The sequence below is a fragment of the Enterococcus sp. AZ040 genome, assembly GCF_050499185.1.
Taxonomy (GTDB): domain Bacteria; phylum Bacillota; class Bacilli; order Lactobacillales; family Enterococcaceae; genus Enterococcus_D; species Enterococcus_D entomosocium.
Genome location: NZ_JBMHEW010000001.1, coordinates 1114605 through 1130267 on the forward strand (window position 1 = coordinate 1114605; position 15663 = coordinate 1130267).

The 15663-nt window shown below is 42.8% G+C and carries 20 protein-coding genes; 12 read left to right on the forward strand and 8 right to left on the reverse strand.

Annotation, left to right across the window (positions count from 1 at the left end):
- Positions 1-112: 112 nt before the first annotated feature.
- Genes IGK63_RS05135 through IGK63_RS05145 form a run of 3 tightly spaced genes read left to right on the forward strand, consistent with a single transcriptional unit; the run spans position 113 to position 2989 of the window.
- The gene (locus IGK63_RS05135) at positions 113-1162 is read left to right on the forward strand and encodes a hypothetical protein (protein ID WP_016613088.1); all 1050 of its coding nucleotides are present in this window, start codon (positions 113-115) and stop codon (positions 1160-1162) included.
- A complete protein-coding gene (locus tag IGK63_RS05140) occupies positions 1163-2422 on the forward strand; it encodes a tetratricopeptide repeat protein (RefSeq protein WP_016613089.1) in 1260 nt (419 codons plus the stop codon).
- 9 nt (positions 2423-2431) lie between these two features.
- Positions 2432-2989 carry a YpiB family protein gene (locus IGK63_RS05145; protein ID WP_034872191.1) on the forward strand — a complete coding sequence of 186 codons (558 nt, stop codon included), beginning with the start codon at positions 2432-2434 and terminating at the stop codon, positions 2987-2989.
- 44 nt (positions 2990-3033) lie between these two features.
- Here the strand turns inward: IGK63_RS05145 and IGK63_RS05150 are convergent, their stop codons facing one another.
- Positions 3034-3939: a YitT family protein gene (locus IGK63_RS05150; RefSeq protein WP_005237068.1), complete on the reverse strand. Its 906-nt coding sequence runs from the start codon at positions 3937-3939 to the stop codon at positions 3034-3036.
- Between the two features lie 137 nt (positions 3940-4076).
- Between IGK63_RS05150 and IGK63_RS05155 the strand changes: the two genes are divergently transcribed.
- The 4 genes from IGK63_RS05155 to IGK63_RS05170 all read left to right on the forward strand — a co-directional run bounded on the left by IGK63_RS05155 (position 4077) and on the right by IGK63_RS05170 (position 6530).
- The gene (locus IGK63_RS05155; protein WP_008381054.1) at positions 4077-4427 is read left to right on the forward strand and encodes a nucleotide pyrophosphohydrolase; all 351 of its coding nucleotides are present in this window, start codon (positions 4077-4079) and stop codon (positions 4425-4427) included.
- Entirely contained in the window at positions 4414-5628 is a 1215-nt protein-coding gene (locus IGK63_RS05160; protein WP_016613091.1) for a CCA tRNA nucleotidyltransferase, read from the forward strand. The genes IGK63_RS05155 and IGK63_RS05160 overlap by 14 nt, the downstream gene beginning before the upstream one ends.
- A gap of 7 nt (positions 5629-5635) precedes the next feature.
- The gene (locus IGK63_RS05165) at positions 5636-6004 is read left to right on the forward strand and encodes a thioesterase family protein (protein ID WP_016613092.1); all 369 of its coding nucleotides are present in this window, start codon (positions 5636-5638) and stop codon (positions 6002-6004) included.
- A gap of 67 nt (positions 6005-6071) precedes the next feature.
- Positions 6072-6530, forward strand: a complete 459-nt coding sequence (locus tag IGK63_RS05170) for a hypothetical protein (RefSeq protein WP_008381061.1) — start codon at positions 6072-6074, stop codon at positions 6528-6530.
- Positions 6531-6565: 35 nt separating this feature from the next.
- On the opposite strand, the gene IGK63_RS05175 is transcribed toward IGK63_RS05170, so the two are convergent.
- The 7 genes from IGK63_RS05175 to IGK63_RS05205 all read right to left on the reverse strand — a co-directional run bounded on the left by IGK63_RS05175 (position 6566) and on the right by IGK63_RS05205 (position 11394).
- Complete coding sequence (locus tag IGK63_RS05175) at positions 6566-6841, reverse strand: hypothetical protein (RefSeq protein ID WP_008381063.1); 276 nt, start codon at positions 6839-6841, stop codon at positions 6566-6568.
- 143 nt (positions 6842-6984) lie between these two features.
- Positions 6985-8379 carry a Y-family DNA polymerase gene (locus tag IGK63_RS05180; protein ID WP_016613094.1) on the reverse strand — a complete coding sequence of 465 codons (1395 nt, stop codon included), beginning with the start codon at positions 8377-8379 and terminating at the stop codon, positions 6985-6987.
- A 254-nt stretch (positions 8380-8633) separates the two neighbouring features.
- Entirely contained in the window at positions 8634-9020 is a 387-nt protein-coding gene (locus IGK63_RS05185) for a VOC family protein (protein ID WP_008381067.1), read from the reverse strand.
- A 64-nt stretch (positions 9021-9084) separates the two neighbouring features.
- A complete protein-coding gene (gene fosX / locus IGK63_RS05190; protein WP_008381069.1) occupies positions 9085-9495 on the reverse strand; it encodes a FosX/FosE/FosI family fosfomycin resistance hydrolase in 411 nt (136 codons plus the stop codon).
- 70 nt (positions 9496-9565) lie between these two features.
- Positions 9566-9817: a hypothetical protein gene (locus tag IGK63_RS05195; protein WP_005237045.1), complete on the reverse strand. Its 252-nt coding sequence runs from the start codon at positions 9815-9817 to the stop codon at positions 9566-9568.
- A gap of 330 nt (positions 9818-10147) precedes the next feature.
- On the reverse strand, positions 10148-10297 hold the full coding sequence (gene rpmG, locus IGK63_RS05200) for a 50S ribosomal protein L33 (protein ID WP_005229384.1): 150 nt from the start codon (positions 10295-10297) through the stop codon (positions 10148-10150).
- A 137-nt stretch (positions 10298-10434) separates the two neighbouring features.
- Positions 10435-11394, reverse strand: coding sequence for an ABC transporter substrate-binding protein (locus tag IGK63_RS05205; protein WP_016613153.1), 960 nt, complete (start codon positions 11392-11394; stop codon positions 10435-10437).
- Positions 11395-11596: 202 nt separating this feature from the next.
- Between IGK63_RS05205 and IGK63_RS05210 the strand changes: the two genes are divergently transcribed.
- From IGK63_RS05210 to IGK63_RS05230, 5 genes are all read left to right on the forward strand, one after another.
- Positions 11597-12388 carry an ABC transporter ATP-binding protein gene (locus IGK63_RS05210; protein WP_005237041.1) on the forward strand — a complete coding sequence of 264 codons (792 nt, stop codon included), beginning with the start codon at positions 11597-11599 and terminating at the stop codon, positions 12386-12388.
- Entirely contained in the window at positions 12385-13365 is a 981-nt protein-coding gene (locus IGK63_RS05215; RefSeq protein WP_016613154.1) for a FecCD family ABC transporter permease, read from the forward strand. Before IGK63_RS05210 ends, IGK63_RS05215 begins: the two co-directional genes overlap by 4 nt.
- Positions 13365-14342 carry a FecCD family ABC transporter permease gene (locus IGK63_RS05220; RefSeq protein WP_016613155.1) on the forward strand — a complete coding sequence of 326 codons (978 nt, stop codon included), beginning with the start codon at positions 13365-13367 and terminating at the stop codon, positions 14340-14342. Before IGK63_RS05215 ends, IGK63_RS05220 begins: the two co-directional genes overlap by 1 nt.
- 90 nt (positions 14343-14432) lie before the next feature.
- Positions 14433-14972 (forward strand): 5-formyltetrahydrofolate cyclo-ligase, encoded by a 540-nt coding sequence (locus IGK63_RS05225; protein WP_016613156.1) that lies wholly within the window; start codon positions 14433-14435, stop codon positions 14970-14972.
- 12 nt (positions 14973-14984) lie between these two features.
- The gene (locus IGK63_RS05230) at positions 14985-15653 is read left to right on the forward strand and encodes a rhomboid family intramembrane serine protease (protein ID WP_005237037.1); all 669 of its coding nucleotides are present in this window, start codon (positions 14985-14987) and stop codon (positions 15651-15653) included.
- Positions 15654-15663 lie beyond the last annotated feature (10 nt).

A 15663-nucleotide genomic window follows, 5' to 3' on the forward strand; every position in this document is an offset into this window, starting at 1 on the left:
ATAGAATCATGGGACAAATCGGCGAAAATACTTCCTAATGGTTAGCGATTTAGTAGGTGTTTCAACGGCTTCTTGCTATAATAGTAAGTAGTAGCAACAAAGGAGTGAGCCGATGGAAGCTGTTTTTTACAGAAATGAGCAAGAAACCCAGATTTCTTACGGGGAAACATTGGCATCGGTCATGAAAGGACAGTCGATCGAGCCGCAGCAGGTGATCATTTTGACGAATCAGCGTTATTATGACCGCTTTTCAGAAAAAGTAACCCGCCTGTTTTTGCCGCGCGAGGTCAATTGGTATATTTGTACCAACCAAATGTATTGCAACAACTTTAGTGAATTTAAGGCCGCGATGGATTTCTTCGGTCGCTTTTCAAAGCAAGAGTCCTTGTTGATCGTCGGGTTTGGGAATGAAGGTGTATTGGCACTGAGCAGTTTTATCCATGCGACTTCGGTCCTATCGACACAGCTTTGGCTGATTCCCGTTTCCTTGCGGGCCTTAGCTAAAAGTGTGAAAGAAACAGCGATCGTTGTGAAAAAGCCAGATATCCCGATGCTGGAAAATCCTAATACACCCGAATTTGTTATTTACGATCAGACGATCGCAGAAAAACAGATCGATGGGAAATTGGTCGATTTTTTGACTCTGATTCGTTGTGGCGTGCTTGCCGATAGTGAGTTTTTAAAAGAGCTTTATCGAACCTATCCCAGTCATCAGGCGTTGATGAGACATTCGTTGGCTGCGTATACCGATCGGTTGATCCAACTATACCAGCAATCAGGCAGCGAATTGGAGGAGTTTGGCCAACTCTTTGCTGATGCTGCTTATCGAACGGAAAATGGGCACTTGCTGTCTGATGCGATGAAATTATTCTTTGGCTTTTTGTTTCATTTTATGTGGACCGTCCAGCAGCAGCAATTGACTGTCGATCTGCCCGTGTTCTGCCAATGGCTTGCCCGATTAGGCTTTCCCATCGAATTGCCCGAGTCTTTTTCATTAAGCGAATATTTCAGTCATGTACTAGAATTGCAGCAAAAAGAAAAAAAACTGTTATTTTTGGCAAAAGTTGGTACAATAGGGGGCAGAACGAAAATCGAGGAAAAAGATCTCGTCCAGACGATGGAGACTTATCAGCGATTAATCAATGAGATTCGAGGGGTTTAAATGGAAACATATAGTGAAAAAATGTTAAAAGCATTAGCCGCGGAAGAACTGGCTGAAGCACAATTGAATTTTACCGAAGCTCTGCAAAAAGATGATGATGAGACACTTGGCGCTTTAGGCGATGAATTACTGCAGATCGGTTTTTTAGAAGAGGCGAAAACGTTATTTGAAACCTTGCAGCAGCGGCATCCTGAAAATGAAGCTTTGCTGCTTCCTTTAGCGGAAATTGCGATGGAAGAAGACCAGATTGAAACAGCCTTCACCTATATCGATCAAATACCACCAACGAGTGAAGCTTATCTGCAAGCCTTGTTATTGAGTGCGGATCTCTATCAACTGATCGGTATTCCGGAAGTCAGCGAAGCCAAATTAAAAGAAGCGCAAAGCCTTGTGCCAGAGGAACCCTTGATTCGTTTTGCCTTAGCTGAGTTAGCTTTTTCAACGGATCGCTATCAAGAAGCTGTTGACCTTTATCAAGGATTGCTGGAAGAAGATATTACGGATATTTCGGGGATTTCGATCGTTGAACGGACCGGAACTTCATTGAGTATGGCAGGTAAGTTTGAAGAGGCGTTGGAATATTTTGAAGCAAGCTTAGAAGACGAACAGACGGACGAGCGTCTCTTTCAAACGGCTTTAGTCTATTTGCAGCTGAAGGAAAATGAACAAGCGATTCGCTACTTGCAGCAGTTGCGGGTCATGAATCCCCAATACCGGGCCTTGTATCTTTATTTGGCTGAAGCATTGCAAGAAGAAGAACAGCTGGAAGAAGCGCAACGTGTGATCGAAGAAGGGATTCATGAAGATCCATATCAAGTGGATTTCTATCATTTTGCTGCCGAGAATGCTTACCGACTTCATGACAGTGAAGCAGCCGAGTCATTTTTACTTAAAGCACTGGAAACTGGTGAAAAAGAAGAGGATACATTACTGACTTTAAGTAATTTATACTTGAATGAAGAGCGTTGGCAAGAAGCGATCTTGGCGATCGAGCGAATGGAAGACAATGAACAGCCTCACGCTTTATGGAATCTAGCGCAAGCCTTCAATGCGTTAGAAGATTTTGACAAAGCAGCAAAATATTACGAAGAAGCCAATGCTGATTTGCACCATGAACCGGCGTTTATGAAGGAATATGGCATTTTCTTACGTGAAGAAGGGCGTTTACCTGAAGCTCTTCATTTGCTACAACATTATTTGGCACACGAACCAGGTGATTTAGAAGTACAGTCGATCGTGGAGGACTTATTAGAAAGATAGGTGAGAGAAATGAACATCAATGTACAAGAAAAGAAAAAGTTTCTTAATTGGTTAGTTTCGACCGTTTCCTTCAGCCGCCGAGAAGTCTCTTGGGTGTTAAACTATCTGGCGAACCATGAAGCGATCTTGACCAATGTTCATTTTGTAGAAGGGGCAGCCGCAGCCAAACGGGGCTTAAGTGTCCGCAGTACGGAAGTTGGAGGCGAACCCTTTGTCTTGAGTATCGAAGGACAGACCTTTTATGACATTGATCAGATTTTTCACGAGATTCGCATGAATTGGAAACAACCCTTGTATCTTGAATGTCTCTTTCCAGATTCTTGGTCGCAATCCTTTTATTTAGCAGTTTTAGAAGACAATCCTTATGAACGTTGGAACGACCACTTGGATCAAGAAATGACCCAACATGTTACCCAGTACCTTGAAAAAGAAGAAGCAAAAACCAAAATTGATACCTTGTATCGGCAGATCGATCTAGCATTGGAAAATGGGGATCGTGATGCCTTCTTAGAACTTTCCGATGAAGTAAATCGGCACTTGCTCCAACAAAAAGAAAAAAGCCGCTGACAAATAAAAAAGCAGTCCTTTAACCGGGACTGCTTTTTTAGTCTTTATTTTGTTTTAGAGACCGCTGCTTTGCGCTGTAAGAACCGTGACTTAGGTCTTAAGTAAGTAAAGCCTTCGCCTTCGACTTCATGGACATTGATGACAGAAACAAACGCTTGCGGATCAAAGTCATGAACAATGCGCTTGACTTCAGAAATCTCCCGTCCGCTGACCACCATATAAATGATTTGTTTCGATACTCTTGAGTAAGCCCCTTCGCCCTGTAAAAACGTGACACCGCGTTCCAATTCATCCATTAAAACAGGAGCTATCTCTTCGCTGTGATTGCTGATCACTAAAATCCCTTTGGCTGAATAGCCGCCGTCTAAGATCGAATCGATCACACGAGTGAAGACATAAGAAAAAATCAAGGTATACATCATGCGGTTCAAATCTATATAGGTCAAAGAAAGCAACAGGACGAACACATCAAAGATCAAAAGCGACCGCCCGATCGTCACCCCAAAGTTTTTCTCTAAAATGCGCGCCAGTACATCGACGCCACCTGTTGTTCCACCGACTTTGTAGACGATCCCACTACCGATCCCTGCAATCAAACCAGCCAAGAGTGCGACGATCAGTAGATCATGCTGTAGATCGATCAACAGGGGAACACTCTGCCAAAATGCCAACCAAAAAGACAAACCAAAGGTTCCTAAAATCGTATACACTAATGAGCGTCGACCAAGAATTTTGCCACCGATCAAAATGATCGGAATATTTAAGATCAATGTACTAATGGCAGGATTGATTCCCCATAAGGCTCGCAGGATCAAGGTGATCCCTGTCACACCGCCTTCTGCTAAGTCATTTGGGATATTTAAATAGACTAGACCGAAGCCATAAATACTCGTACCGAAAATAATCAAAACAATGTCGCGAATCGTTCGCCATGAAAAAAATGCCCGCATCCTGTTTCCTCCGTTATTCAACTTCCACAAGTATCAATGTAGCACGAAATCATTGAATGTACAACAAATCCTGAGGGGGGCTCTATCTAGGCAGGCAGCCATTCTTTTGGTAAGATAAACGAGAAAGGGTGAAGAAGATGACAGATAAACGTTCCTTGGCATCGATGCAAGAAGAAGTCGATGCCTATATTCAACAATTTAAAACTGGCTATTTCAGCCCCCTCGCCCAAATGGCTCGTTTGACTGAAGAAGTTGGCGAATTGGCGCGAGAAGTAAATCACTATTACGGGGAAAAAAATAAAAAAAGCGATGAAGTTGAAAAGACAGTGGCAGAAGAACTGGGCGATGTACTCTTTGTGACGATGATCATGGCCAATTCACTAGACATCGACCTGACTGAAGTGTTTGAGGAAAATATGGCAAAATTCAATCAGCGGGATGCGTATCGTTTTGAAAGAAAAGATGGGAAAGTACATGAAGCTGACTAAACTACCAAAAGAATTTGCAGAAGCTGCGCCACTCCTAAAAAAAATCGAAGCCGCGGGCTATGAAGCATACTTTGTTGGCGGCAGCGTGCGGGATACGATTTTAGGCCAGCCGATCCATGATGTCGATATTGCTACCAGTGCGTTTCCAGCCGAAATCAAGGCGCTTTTTCCTCGAACCATTGACATTGGTATCGAGCATGGGACGGTGCTGGTCTTGTGGGAACAGGCGCAATATGAGATTACCACCTTTCGAACCGAAGCCGCCTATCAGGATTATCGCAGACCTGACAAAGTTGATTTTGTCCGTTCCTTGAAAGAAGATCTAAAGCGGCGGGATTTTACCATCAATGCATTGGCACTTCAAGAAGATGGGGTCATCATTGATCTTTTCGATGGACTTGCAGATATCGACAATCAGATTTTACGAGCAGTGGGTCACCCGCAGGAACGTTTCCATGAGGATGCCCTACGAATGATGCGGGGGCTGCGTTTTGTCAGTCAATTGGGCTTTGTTTTAGAAACAGAAACATTGGCTGCTATCCATGCGAATCATGCCTTGTTGGGGAAAATCTCTGTTGAACGGATCATGATTGAATTCGTGAAATTGCTGTTAGGCAATCATCGGAACCAAGCACTACGAGCACTAGTAGAAACCGAATGCTATATCTATTGCCCAGGCTTGCGGGAATACGGTGAGGCGTTACTGCGGATGGCAGACCTGCCAGCGATCCCATTAGAAAACGAAACGACGGCTTGGGTATTGCTCATTGACCAAATCGGTTTAGCTCCTGAGGCAGTCCGCAGCTTTTTAAAAGCTTGGAAATGTTCGAATGACTGCATCCGCCAAGTACAAACGGTCTATCAAGCACTGCTAATGCGTCGAAACGGCGAATGGAACGATCTGCTGTTGTATCAGTTCGGTTTAGAAGCAACCTGTTTAGCTGAAGGATTATTGAGTTATGACAAGCTGCCCAATGATCCAGCAAAAATCAGTCAACGCTATCAGCAGCTACCGATCCATTCACTGAAGGAGCTGGCGATCAATGGACGTGATTTACTGCAGACAGTTGATCGTTCTTCTGGTCCGTGGCTCAAAGAAGTCTTGGCCGCTGCTGAAGCTGCAGTCATCACACGAAAAATCCCTAATGAAAAAGAAGCACTATTGGCGTTTGCCCAAGCATATTTAGCGAAGGAGGGATAACTGAAGAATGGAAAGCAAAAAAGACTTTCTCGTTGACCTTCAAGACACTGCGGCTGTTTTGGGTTCTGGCGGTTTAGCGGTTTTAGCAACCCCTCGACTGGTCGCAATGGTGGAAAACACCTGTTGGGAAGCACTTGAGCCTACTTTAGATAAAGGGTTTACCACCGTTGGTACAAAGTTTTCGATCGATCATTTGAAACCTTCACCAGTCGGAGCGACAATCACAGTTTTTATACAATGGGAAAAAGAACAAGGATTCCAGTTTGATTATCAGGTGACCGATGGGGCGCAACAACTCATTGCTAAAGGGACTCATCAACGAGCGGCGGTGGAAATCTCTCGGTTTATGAAAAAAGTCAACGAAAACCAAAGTTAATTTGTGTCCCAGTAGCGACTATGTGTTAGAATTAAAATGTATTATTAATAAAAAGGAGCGTTTTGTCATGGCTAGAGAAATGAAAGCTTTAAAATTTTATTTCCGTAATGGAGAAACATGGACGATCGAGCGCCGTTACATCGGTGACTTATGGATCAAACAAATCACGACCAGTTTTGGCCGTATCCACGGAAGCGAATTCGTTGAGATTCATCCATGTGCTGGGTTCAAAATTGAAATCTTTCAAGAAGGCGATCATGTGGCAACACATGACATCAACTTAGGCGGACTTGAATTAGGGATGTTTGCTCGTGCGTTGAAATATGAAGATATTGAACGGATGGAAATTCTTTACCGTAACGGTACACCGGATCTTGTTTATTTCCCATACAAGGACAAAGATACGGAAGGATTGGATAATGTATACCAATCAACAAAAATCAGTGAAAAAACGAAGAGTCTGTATATCGTGATCGACCCAAATCAAACGGTTGATGATGTTTATCAAGAACATTTCGAAGAATAAGAAAAACGCAGAACCAGTTGGTTCTGCGTTTTTTTTTAGAATGTTTCTTGGAACATATCCGTATACTTTTTTAATAAAAGATAATCTTCGGCATATTCATCCTTTAAAACGATTGTATCGCCAAAGAAACTCTTACGAGCATGTTGAATGATCCGATGCTGAATATCTTTTTCCAGAAGGTAATCGATCTCAGACTGTTTCAGGTTTTGTGCAGCAGTCGCCCGATTCTTTTCTAAATATTGCAGCAAATCGTACTCAAGGTGTCCCGCACCATTGATGACTCGTTTGTATTCGATTTTGTCAATTTTCATCTGCTCACACTCCTTGCTATTAAAGTACCTTAGAAAGAAGTAAAGGGGGAGATGGGGGCCTCGAAATTACATAAATCTTTAAAAAATGGATCGTTTGTTAATGTTATCTTAAGATTTGTCATCGAAAAGGAAAGAAAAACGAGTCAAGTGCCAGTATTTTTTGAACCATCAGCAAACGGTTCTTTTTCTTTTTGCTGATGGACAGGTCCTATGTTGGCGATCCCATCTAGACCACCAGCGTGACCACCGACTAATTTGCTGCGTGCAATGGCACGAGCGCCTTCCATTCGGCTTGTGGCATGAACGATCGAAGTGAAGCCGTATTTCTCACGAATCTTATCGATGATCAAATCTAATTTACGCTGGCGTAATTGCGTTTCTGCTTGCTCAAAAAGATCCAGCTGGACATTTTCTGTATAAACCAATTTTGAATAGGTGATACCGATGTGGCGAACGACTTGCCCGGTATAAAATTTTCGAAAGAGAAATAGGCAATGAGCAACAAGCTTACGTGTATTGTCAGTTGGCGGGATTTTCATTTGTCGGGAAAAGCCAGAGGCAGTTTCACCAAAGGCTACGCCGATGTAAACATTGATACAAGCGGTCTGACAATGATGGCGGCGAATTCGAGCGGCAACTTGCTCTGCCATTTCCTTGATGACGATCTCGATTTCTTCTTGTAAATAATAATTGCGATGTAGGACCTGACTATTGCCGTAGCTTTTTTCCATGACCTGCGGTGTCGGTTCGGCTAAAATGGTGCGGTCAATGCCGTGAGCGTGATGGTAGAGCTGCTCACCAATGATTCCCATGCGACTGCGCAAAAGATCAGGACTGGCATGAGCCAATTGTTCAATAGATTCAATCCCCATCAAGTGAAGTCGTTTTTCTGTGCGTCGACCGATTCCCCAAAACTCAGTCATGGGGCTGATTTGCCAAACTTTTGTCGGGACATCTTCGTAGGTCCATTCGGCAATCAAGGAACGGTTGTGTTTGGATTCGTTATCTAAAGCTAGTTTTGCTAACAAAGGATTGTCACCAATACCGATGGTGACATACAATTTCGTTGTTTCGTAAATGTCTTTTTGAATTTGCTGGGCAATCAGCCAACGTTTTTCTTCGCGAGAAATCGTGTTATCAGGAATGAAAAGATCCAGTGTACGAGTCAGATCCATCATCGTTTCGTCGATTGAATAGAGCAGCAAATCATCTTGTCCAACATATTTGCGAAAGACATCATTGACTTTGGTGTTTTCTTTGATATAAAAACTCATACGTGGCGATGCTTTGTACAAATCGGGATGCGTCGGCAGATTGTCATTGCGGGTCACATTTGAAATTCCTAAAGCCGATTTTGCCTTTGGGGAAGCCGCTAAGATTAAGCCGTTTCCAGTATTGTCAGAATGAGACATGACGACCAGCATCGCTTGGATAGGGTCTAATCCGCGCGAGATGCATTCGACAGAAGCATAAAAACTTTTGACATCGATAAATAAGATATCGCGTTTTGGCTCGAGCGCATAATTAAAACCACCCATTTTTATCACTCCTTACCGAGATTATACGAACGTTTGTTCTTTTTTGTCAAGCGAACAGGAGCGGATGGGTGGATTTGTTTTTTTATAGAGAGATTATTTTTGGTTTATAATGATGGGAAACGTTGTTTTATAAGGGATACATTCATTTCAGGTTATCAGAATCCGATTGGACATAAAAACGTGATTTTGTCTTTTTACCCGAAGGTGTGATTAAAAAAACAGCCGATCCATTGGACCGACTGTCGTAGCTTAAATCAATTTTCGGCAGGTAGCATTGCAAACAAACTTAAGAGATTGCCGTCTATATCTTTGACGATGGCATAGCGTTGCCCCCAAAAGGCACACCAAGGTTCTTTGAAAGACTGATACCCGGCAGCTACGACTTTTGCATGAAGGGCATCAACCTCTTCAGGGGAATCACATAAAAAGGCTAATTCAATCGTATCTCCCACAGTCATTGGTGAATGCCCATAGATTCCGGCAACCATTTTGCGGCTATTCAAGGAGATGCGAACCCCGTCGTTTGCTAATTCCATATAATCTTCTGAGTGCTGACCTAATGGTGTGAAGCCAAGTACTTGATAAAAAGCCAGTGCCTGTTCCATGTTTTTTGTGATAATACCAACCATATCTAGTTTCATTGTTTTCTTCCTTTCTTGTGGGAATTCTTTCCATAACAGTCAATGCAGTTGCTAGCAATGAAGATTACCTCGTTTCTGTCAGACGGTAATGGTGCAACCGTTCAGCCAACGTACCAGTGTGTAGTTCAAACAAATGATTGTCATCATCGTAAAAATAAATGGAAGCACCTTCGCCTTTGATACGAGAACGATCTTTTTCGATCTTCAATCCTAGTCCTTGGATGCGCGTAATCAAGGAATCGATTTGAGTTTGATCGATTTTAAAGGCAATATGGTTATACGTTTTCGGCAGCTTCTGGGAGGCATCCTCCATAACAGCAAGCCATAAGCCATCGATCAAAAAGAATTTTTCTGGGAAGTAAGAATGGGGCTGGTCTCGGCTATCATAAATTTCCTCTGCTTCAAACAATGTTTCCAGCATCGTTGTCGTCTTTGCTAAATTCTGTACGATCAACGTGATATGGGAAATCTCCATCGCATCAACACTCCTTCGTTATGACGAAATAGGGGAAAGAGAAACAATTAGTATCAAAATAAGCATTATGTTAGTGATTGTAAAATACCAATAGGAAGAGCAGAACATAAAACAGTGCATCAGTTGTGCAAGGAATAACTTTCTTCTTGTATTTTGTCCAAAAGAAGACATTTATTAAGAAGAGGATAATCACTGTCGGTAAGCTAAAGGTCCAAGCAGGGTGTTTAATGAAAATGAAAAGCATATTTCCAATAAGAGCAAAAAGAAAAGCGCCATAAAACAGACGATAGTTACTAGGTAGATACGTAAAATTGCCAAGCATGGGTTCACCTCCTGTAGGCAGTATAGCATGAAAGGATCGACTGGCACTCAAAGTATATTGAAAGGACAGCTAGAAGAAAAAGCTAGTTCATGTTCTATGTGCCGCCTTTGTTGAACATTAGTTTCTTTTTTACATTATACATTAAAATTTATTTATACGTCGCTTCAAAGAAAAAGTTGGCTCAAAAGTTCAAAGCAAATAAGTGAAAATAGGGGAGTGGTTGTGTAAAGAGGGAAATAAAAATGCAGCAGCTATCATTGCAAAATGTCTGAAAAAAAAGAAGTTCGCAAACGCCTTGGTTATCAGCGTTTGCGAACTTCTTAAATAGCATTATTTTGTTTCGCGGTGTAAAGTAACTTTTCTTTCACGTGGGCAATATTTTTTCTTTTCCAAACGATCAGGATTGTTACGTTTGTTTTTGTTTGATAAGTAGTTGCGTTCTTTACAAGAAGTGCACTCTAATGTGATGTTTACGCGCATGATTTTCCCCCCTAACGATACAAGAATCCTCTAAGAAATCTCTCAGACTAAAATATAATAGCATGTTTTGTGCGGGAATGCTAGCTTTTTCCTGAAATTTGTTAAGTAGTTTTACTTGACGAATTACTTGAAACGTATTAGTCCAATTTGCTCTGGATATCTTCGATCATTTTGGTATAGGCGATCGGACCGTTGTAGAGCCAGCTTGATTCAGGACCAAATTCCCATAAATGATTGTTTTTGACTGCATCAAGATTTTGCCAGACTTGTTCGCTGAAAAAATCAGCGCCTTTATCACTATTCACTAAAATCAAGTAATCGGCATCCAATTCTGCCAATTTTTCCAGAGAAACGGCAGACCAGTCAGCAGTGGCACTTTCACTGATTTCTGAAACAAGCGAGGGAACTTCAAAACCGAGTTCGTGATACAGCAGTTGACCACTTGATTTTGTTTCTGAAACCATGAAGACAGAATTATTGACCACCCATAAAACAGCAATCGACTTGCCTTGGATTTGATCAGCGTACGTTTCCTTGGTAGTAGCGACTAAGTCATCATAATCAGCTTCTACTTGGGCAGCTTCCTCTTCTTTGTGTAAGACCTTTGCGATATCTGTCAGACGTTCACGCCAGGTTACTTCCTCGCCATTTGTGACCACATAGGTCGGCGCGATCTTACTGTACTGATCATATTTATCGCCTTCCACCATGGAATTGCTATCCATCAGCAGTAGGTCTGGCTCAAAGCTCAAGACATCTTCATAGGGCAGATCATAGTTGATTCTTGGCACATCTGCTAGTTTGTCTTGCAAGTATGCTTGATCACTGTCATTGCCGACTGTCCATTGAGCAACCGGGATTACCCCTAAAGCGACCAAATAATCTTCCAAGTAACTACCGATCACCCGTTGTGGGTTTTCGGGAACAGTGACTTCATTTCCCATCGCATCGGTAAAGGTTGTTGCTATTTCTGAAGAAGTAGTGGCTTTTCCACTGCTATCCGTTGAGTCATTATTCGTACCGCAAGCACCCAGTAGGGTAAGGGAGCAGGCTGCTAGCAGGGTAAGCCAAGTACTTCTTTTTGACCATTGTTTCATAGAAAAACTTCCTCCTTTGTTAAAAGATGAGCACTTATCATTTTAATTGAGAATAATTCTCATTTGCTGATTGCTATTATTACGGAGAAACGCTGATTTGTCAATCTTATTTTTTTATTTCCTTTTTTTAGAACTATTGACGAATAGTAGGATTACATTCATAATTGATAAGCATTATCAATCAATTATTTTGGGGACGAATATGGCGAAATTACGAACAGTTGACTTGAGTGTCGGCTATCAAAAACAAAAAATTGTGCAAGATCTAACAATTGAGATTCCAGAAGGGAAAATCATCGGCTTGATTGGTCCGAACGGCAGTGGAAAATCGACATTTTTAAAGGCACTCGCCCGAATTTTACAGCCTTTGTCTGGTGAGGTCCTATTAGATACACAAAACCTCCAGAACATCAAAACCAAAGAAGTGGCTAAAAAGATTGCGCTGCTTTCACAAGTTAGCGACTCATCGATTGGCTTGACGATTCGCGAAATTGTTTCTTACGGTCGTTTTCCCTATCAAAAAGGACTGAATAGTCTATCGGAACAAGATCTTGCAGCGATCGACTGGTCTTTGCAAGCAACTGGTTTGACGGCATTAGCAGAAGAAGTGATCAGTACGCTGTCAGGGGGGCAAAAGCAGCGCGTTTGGATCGCCATGGCACTGGCGCAAGATACGGATATCGTGATTTTAGATGAACCAACAACCTTTTTAGATCCTGCGCATCAATTAGAAATTTTGCTCTTATTACAGCAAATCAATAAAACCTATGGGAAAACGATCATTATGTCGATTCATGACCTGAATCATGCGTCACGTTTTTCTGATTATATTTACGCATTAAAAGGTGGAGAGCTTTTGGTTTCCGGTACACCGGAAACGGTGCTGACCAAAGAATGGCTGCAGCGTTTGTTTGAGATCGATGCCGTGTTAGGTACCTTTCCTAATAGTACAAAGCCGCTGGTCTTGACCTATGAGTTAGGAGCGCAGATATGAAAAAGTTTCCTTGGCTGCTGCTGCTTTTTAGTGGCTGCTTTATTATCTGTTTCTTTTTAGCGATCACTCAAGGAGCAGCGGACCTTTCTTTTGAAACGATCTGGGATGCCGTCTTTGCTTTTGATTATGAGAATCAGCTGCATCAAGTCTTGCGCAATATTCGGTTGCCACGTGTTTTGGCTGCTTTTCTAGTAGGAAGTTGTTTTGCTGTTACAGGAGCCATCATGCAGGGGATTACGAGAAATCCCTTGGCAGATGGTGGTCTTTTAGGTGTCAATAGTGGGGCTGCCTTGGGACTAGCGATCGCATTTATCCTCTTTCCTAGTGTGCAACCGAGTCAAGCGGCGCTGTTTTCCTTTTTTGGTGCGTTTGCGGCAACTGGGCTGCTTTTTTTACTGACCAGATACGCCAAACTAGGCATGTCGCCCACGGGACTGATTTTGGCTGGTGTGGCATTAAGTTCTTTTTTCTCAGCCATTAGTCAAACTCTGTCATTGCAATTTGATTTAAACCAAGAGATAGCCTTTTGGTTTATCGGTGGTGCGGCGAATGTGACTTGGCAGCAACTGCGTTTTGTGGGCCCCATCTATCTGATCGCCATCGTTTTTGTGCTACGGCTAGGAAAAGCCCTCAATCTGTTAGCACTAGGAGATGACACCGTCATTTCATTAGGCAAGCACCCGCATCTGATTCGGGCATCTGCCTTACTGTTAGTCGTAGTTTTGGCGGGAATGGCGGTTTCGCTTGTAGGACCGGTCAGCTTTGTCGGCTTAATGGTTCCTCATGTCGTGCGGGGGATGGTGGGCAAAAACTACCAATTAATTTTGCCTTTGACGATCATTGGAGGTGGGTCCCTAGTGATGGCCGCTGATCTGGCAGGTCGCTTGATCAATCCCCCTTTTGAGACACCCTTTGGGATACTGATGGCATTGATCGGTGTGCCTTTTCTATTGGTCAAGATACGGAGGGAAGACTGATGAAAAAAACACTCTTTGTTTTTTTTCTACTGGTGATGGCCGCTTTTTTAGGAAGTGTCATGGTGGGAAAAACAATCTTAACCTTTCAGACATTAGGGGCAATCTTTCAAGGTACGGCTTCTTCGAGTCAGGTACTGACGTTTACTGAGTTTCGACTACCACGGGCTTGTCTGGCGCTGATCGCCGGCGGTGCCTTTGGTTTTTCTGGTTTTGTCTTGCAGGGGGTGACGAGAAACGAGCTGGCTGATGCAAGTATCGTAGGAATCAACAATGGCGCGGGTCTCTTTGTAATGATCTACTTAGGGGGTTATACCCAAGGATCGCAGCTTTTACCTGTCGTTGGGATCTTCGGTGGCTTGTTGGCTGCTGTACTGGTCTATTTGATTGCCTATAAACACCGCCAATTGTTGTCGATGGAGCGAGTGCTGCTGGCGGGAATCGCCGTCAATGCAGGGTTGGCCGCGGCTACTTTACTTTTTACGGTGGAATTATCAAAAGACCGCTATCGCTTTGTAACAGCATGGCTTTCTGGATCTATCTGGGGAACCTCGTGGCAGCAAATTACCAGTCTGCTTCCTTGGGTCATCGTATTGTCTGTCGCAGCTTTCTGGACCGTACCTAAACTTAATCTGCTTGGTTTTGGTGAGGAACAGGCAATTAGCTTAGGGGTTTCTTTGACACGGTTGCGGACGTGGTTTTTAGTGATTGCGGTTGGTTTGGCTGCCAGTACGGTTGGCTATACCGGTAATTTAGCCTTTGTGGGCTTATTGGCGCCTCATATCGCCAAGGGACTCATCGGCAGAGAATCTCGCAGTGCCTTTTTCTTAGCGGGAATGATCGGCAGTCTGCTGGTCTTAGTAAGTGATACGATCGGTCGTTTACTATTGACAAGCGGTGAGATCCCAGCTGGTATCATCATTTCTATCGTGGGGGCACCGTACTTTGTCTTTTTACTGATCCGGCGTAAAGAAGGATGAGCAGATAGTCATGATCTTGCCAAGAAATCTGCGATTCTAGTTTGCTATTTGGACACAGTTTTTGGTACTATTTCTGAGAGGAGTGATCCAATGGAAAAACCAGTCATTAGAGAGCACATGATCCAAACATTAAAAAAAATGCCGAGCAAACAAAAGCAGCAGAAAGAAACGGTGATTTTGCAGTTGCTGTTTTCTTCTCAGCTTTGGCAAACGGCTAAGTCAGTAGGAGTGATCCGTTCGTTGCCATTTGAATTTGATACAGCGGCTATTTTTGCTAAAGGATTTGAACAAAACAAACGAATCGCAGTGCCGAAAGCACAACAAAAAAAATTGCAGTTTTATCATGTGGAGCCGGTAACGCGTTATGAAACGTCGGCATTTGGGGTTGAAGAGCCGATCAGTGAGCAAGAAGCCCATCACTTGGATTTACTCATTGTTCCCGGCTTGGCTTTTTCGAAAAAAGGCTATCGCATCGGCTTTGGCGGCGGCTATTATGATCGTTTCTTGTCTGCTTTTGATGGCAAGACCGTTTCTTTGGTCTTCGGAGAACAATTCAACGATCAATGGACACCAGATGTATTCGACATTCCAATCGATAAAATCTATACGGATTCGCTTATTCGCACGTAAAGGAGCACGTCAATGAATTCTCAAATGAAAAGATGGCTGAATCAGCCGATCTTCACGTATCTATTTTTAGCTATCCAAACTATTGTGTTTATCTTGGGTTATTTTAGTCCCTCTATTCAATCAGGCGGGGTGATGTTTGGTCCGTTTGTCGTCTATTTAAATGAATATTGGCGTTTCGTTACCCCAATCTTTCTGCATTTCGGGTTGGCACATTTTGCGATCAACTCTGTGATTCTCTATTATATGGGGCAACAAGTAGAAGCCATCTATGGTCATAGCCGTTTTTTTGCCTTGTATTTACTAAGCGGCATCATGGGCAATACCATGAGTTTTGCTTTCAACCAAATAGGGGTTCAATCAGCAGGCGCTAGTACTTCATTATTCGGGCTTTTCGGGGCATTTTTGATTTTAGGTTGGCATTTTAGAAATGATTACCGCATCCAAGCAATGGTACGGCAATTTGCCCTATTCGTTGGATTGAACCTGGTTTTTGGGGTGTTTGATCAAACGATTGATATGTGGGGACACATTGGCGGGATCCTCGGTGGGTTATTGTTAGGGAATCTTTTGGCATTGCCAAAGAACTATGGAAAATATTCGATCCACACCAGAATCCTCTCTGGCGGACTCTTTGTTTTCTTATTGGCTATTTTTGTGATATATGGTTTTAAAAAATATTAATTACTTGTAT

Excerpts from the sequence above, each read along its gene's own strand:
- IGK63_RS05175 (WP_008381063.1), bottom strand. The coding sequence starts at position 6,841 with ATGAAAATTGACAAAATCGAATACAAACGAGTCATCAATGGTGCGGGA.
- IGK63_RS05150 (WP_005237068.1), bottom strand. The coding sequence starts at position 3,939 with ATGCGGGCATTTTTTTCATGGCGAACGATTCGCGACATTGTTTTGATT.
- fosX (WP_008381069.1), bottom strand. The coding sequence starts at position 9,495 with ATGGAGATTTCCCATATCACGTTGATCGTACAGAATTTAGCAAAGACG.
- IGK63_RS05205 (WP_016613153.1), bottom strand. The coding sequence starts at position 11,394 with ATGAAACAATGGTCAAAAAGAAGTACTTGGCTTACCCTGCTAGCAGCC.
- IGK63_RS05170 (WP_008381061.1), top strand. The coding sequence starts at position 6,072 with ATGGCTAGAGAAATGAAAGCTTTAAAATTTTATTTCCGTAATGGAGAA.
- IGK63_RS05210 (WP_005237041.1), top strand. The coding sequence starts at position 11,597 with ATGGCGAAATTACGAACAGTTGACTTGAGTGTCGGCTATCAAAAACAA.
- IGK63_RS05155 (WP_008381054.1), top strand. The coding sequence starts at position 4,077 with ATGACAGATAAACGTTCCTTGGCATCGATGCAAGAAGAAGTCGATGCC.
- rpmG (WP_005229384.1), bottom strand. The coding sequence starts at position 10,297 with ATGCGCGTAAACATCACATTAGAGTGCACTTCTTGTAAAGAACGCAAC.
- IGK63_RS05165 (WP_016613092.1), top strand. The coding sequence starts at position 5,636 with ATGGAAAGCAAAAAAGACTTTCTCGTTGACCTTCAAGACACTGCGGCT.
- IGK63_RS05215 (WP_016613154.1), top strand. The coding sequence starts at position 12,385 with ATGAAAAAGTTTCCTTGGCTGCTGCTGCTTTTTAGTGGCTGCTTTATT.
- IGK63_RS05230 (WP_005237037.1), top strand. The coding sequence starts at position 14,985 with ATGAATTCTCAAATGAAAAGATGGCTGAATCAGCCGATCTTCACGTAT.
- IGK63_RS05135 (WP_016613088.1), top strand. The coding sequence starts at position 113 with ATGGAAGCTGTTTTTTACAGAAATGAGCAAGAAACCCAGATTTCTTAC.
- IGK63_RS05145 (WP_034872191.1), top strand. The coding sequence starts at position 2,432 with ATGAACATCAATGTACAAGAAAAGAAAAAGTTTCTTAATTGGTTAGTT.
- IGK63_RS05185 (WP_008381067.1), bottom strand. The coding sequence starts at position 9,020 with ATGAAACTAGATATGGTTGGTATTATCACAAAAAACATGGAACAGGCA.
- IGK63_RS05140 (WP_016613089.1), top strand. The coding sequence starts at position 1,163 with ATGGAAACATATAGTGAAAAAATGTTAAAAGCATTAGCCGCGGAAGAA.
- IGK63_RS05160 (WP_016613091.1), top strand. The coding sequence starts at position 4,414 with ATGAAGCTGACTAAACTACCAAAAGAATTTGCAGAAGCTGCGCCACTC.
- IGK63_RS05180 (WP_016613094.1), bottom strand. The coding sequence starts at position 8,379 with ATGGGTGGTTTTAATTATGCGCTCGAGCCAAAACGCGATATCTTATTT.
- IGK63_RS05220 (WP_016613155.1), top strand. The coding sequence starts at position 13,365 with ATGAAAAAAACACTCTTTGTTTTTTTTCTACTGGTGATGGCCGCTTTT.
- IGK63_RS05225 (WP_016613156.1), top strand. The coding sequence starts at position 14,433 with ATGGAAAAACCAGTCATTAGAGAGCACATGATCCAAACATTAAAAAAA.
- IGK63_RS05195 (WP_005237045.1), bottom strand. The coding sequence starts at position 9,817 with ATGCTTGGCAATTTTACGTATCTACCTAGTAACTATCGTCTGTTTTAT.